This is a genomic window from Nguyenibacter vanlangensis, from assembly GCF_013376155.1.
GTDB lineage: Bacteria > Pseudomonadota > Alphaproteobacteria > Acetobacterales > Acetobacteraceae > Gluconacetobacter > Gluconacetobacter vanlangensis.
On sequence record NZ_JABXXP010000428.1, the window covers coordinates 1 to 2,487 of the forward strand.

Below are 2,487 nucleotides of genomic sequence, written 5' to 3' on the forward strand. Positions count from 1 at the left end.
CGCCGGCTTGTGCGGGTCGACTCCCGGCGGAACCTGGTCGGGCACCGGCGGCTGCGGATGGGGGCCGGGCACCCCCTCATGCTCGGGGTCGGGACTGCGATCGGGAAATGTCATAGAACCGGCCCCGCATCATCGTCATCCGGCTCGAACGGGTCGTCGTCCGGCGGCCCCTCGTCGGGCATCGGGTCGTCGGGATTGAACGGGCCCGGATTAGGCGTCGGCATCGGCCGCCTGGGGCCGTCGCCATCGCGCGCGAACCTGGACATTGCGGTTCCCCCTCTGTGCGCCTATCAACCGGCATGGGGCGGGATGGTTCCAGGCGGGGCCGCGTCAATGCATAAGGTGCCGGTACAGCGTTGCCCCGTGCCTCAGTGCCGCACGCGTCCGGCACGGGCATGATGGGCGTGGTGGTCGGCATAGTCGGCCAGCAGCATGCGCGTGACGCCGTTCGTCCAGCCAAACCCGTCCTGCAGCGGATATTCGCCGCCGCCGCCGCCGAGCCCGTCGGGGGCCGATCCGATGGCGTATTTCTCGACCAGCTTGGCCTCGCGCGCATAAAGGCCCGCAACCGTGGCCAGCCACCGATGGGACAGGTCGCGCGCCTGCGCATACAGGCCATAGCGGCGCATGCCGTGAATGGCCATCCATTGCAGCGGCGCCCAGCCATTGGCGCGGTCCCATTGCTGGATGCTGTGCTGTTCGGTGGTCGCCAGTCCGCCGGGCAGCAACAGCCGCTCGGCCAGGGTGGCGGCGACGCGGTGCGCCTGGTGATGGCTGGCCAGCCCGACATAGAGCGGCACGGCCGAAGCCGCCGTGACCTGCGGCCGATGCCGCATCAACGCCCAGTCGTAATCGACGAACGCCCCCTGCTCCGGCTGCCAGAAATACCGGTCGATGGCCCGGCGGCGGATGGCGGCGCGCCGATGGAACAGGACGGCACGCGCCTCGTCCCCGGCCAGGCGGCTCAGCCGTTCGATCTGACGTTCGAGCAGATGGAGAAAGCTGTTGAGGTCGACGGGCAGGATCGCGGTGGTGCGGATGCTCGACAGGTCGTCCGGCGAACCCAGCCAGCGCGAACTGAAATCCCATCCCGACGCGGCGCCGGCCCGCAGGTCGCGATAGATGTCCGCGGCCGGGCGCGTGCCGGCCGCCGCCGTCGCCACATCCTCGCAATAGGCTTCCTCGCGCGGGGTGTCGCGATCGTCCCAATAGCGGTTCAGCAGCATGTTGTCCGGCAGGCAGACGACGTGGCGGCGGGCCTCGCCGGGGCACAACCCGTCGGCCCCGTCCATCCAATAGGCATATTCCCGCAGCAGATCCGGCAGGTAACGCACCGCCTGGCGCAGGCCGTGCCGTTCCAGCAACCCGACCATCAGCGCAAAGACCGGCGGCTGCGAACGGCTGAGATAATAGCTGCGGTTGCCGTTGGGGATATGGCCATAGGCCTGGATGATGAAGGAAAAATTATCGGCCATCGCGTGCAGCAGCCGGTGCTTGCCCCCCGCGGCCAGACCCAGCATCGTGAAATAGGAATCCCAGTAATACAGTTCGGAAAACCGGCCGCCCGGCACCACGTACGGATGCGGCAGCGGCAGCAGCGACCCATGGGCCGCGTGGTCGTCCGGATGGCGGGACAGCACGCCCCACAGACCGTCGATATGGGCGGCCAGCGACTGGCCGGGATCCGAGACATAGCGGCTGGCGACGACGGGCTCGGGCGTGAAATTCTCCGCCACGAAGCGCGACAGGTCGAATCCGGCGGCGGCGTTTCCGGCGCGATAGGCACGCAGGATCGCCTCGGGCGCGCGGCGCGGCACGCAATCGACGAAGCTCTTGCTGTCCGGAAAGATCCGGCCGCTCTGCACGGCGACGAACAATTCCTGGTACCGGTCGGCCGGCGTCATGATGTCGGCGGGCGCGACATGCTCGACACCGGGCGCATGCCCGCCGGAGGCAAGAATCGTTTCGGCCAGGAGCATGCACTTCGTTCCCGTCTGGCGGCGCGCTGCGCCGGCCGATCCATTCATGCACGAACGGCACGGATTGCGCGCTACCCCTCACCATATTGTAACCGCCGGCGCCGTCATCGCCAGGGGCATGCGGCACGCGGCACGCGGCATGTTCCGCCCCTTGTCCGAAGCCAGGCCGGTCGCAGTTGTCACGGAAGCGAAAGATGTGCAAAACGCACCCGTCGCGACCGCGTGAAGCGGCCGGACAACGAGGTTTCACGACCGGTCGGCTTCGTCGGCGATCCCGCGGCAGGCGATCCAGGCAAAGCCCGTGGGGGAGAGCGGCATGCACGGACTGGCGGGCAGGATACAGGCGCGGCGGCGCGTACGCGCCCTGGCGATCGCAGGCGCATGCCTGCTGGCCGGAATGCCGGCCCATGCCCCAGCACAGCCCTCTGCCCAGGATACGCAACCTGCCGCTGCCGAAAGCCCGGACGTGGCGGCCGGCCGCCTGATCGCCGAACGGGGCGTCCAGGCC

General features: G+C 69.0%; 3 protein-coding genes. 1 reads left to right on the forward strand and 2 read right to left on the reverse strand.

The window, feature by feature from the left end:
* Nucleotides 1–110: 110 nt before the first annotated feature.
* The gene (locus HUK84_RS14880; protein ID WP_176640982.1) at nt 111–266 is read right to left on the reverse strand and encodes a hypothetical protein; all 156 of its coding nucleotides are present in this window, start codon (nt 264–266) and stop codon (nt 111–113) included.
* 102 nt (nt 267–368) lie between these two features.
* Complete coding sequence (gene treF, locus HUK84_RS14885) at nt 369–1,979, reverse strand: alpha,alpha-trehalase TreF (RefSeq protein WP_176640983.1); 1,611 nt, start codon at nt 1,977–1,979, stop codon at nt 369–371.
* A 316-nt stretch (nt 1,980–2,295) separates the two neighbouring features.
* On the opposite strand from treF, the gene HUK84_RS14890 reads away from it, so the two are divergent.
* Nucleotides 2,296–2,487 (forward strand): hypothetical protein (locus HUK84_RS14890; protein WP_218064393.1); only part of this gene is annotated, 192 nt, incomplete at its 3' end.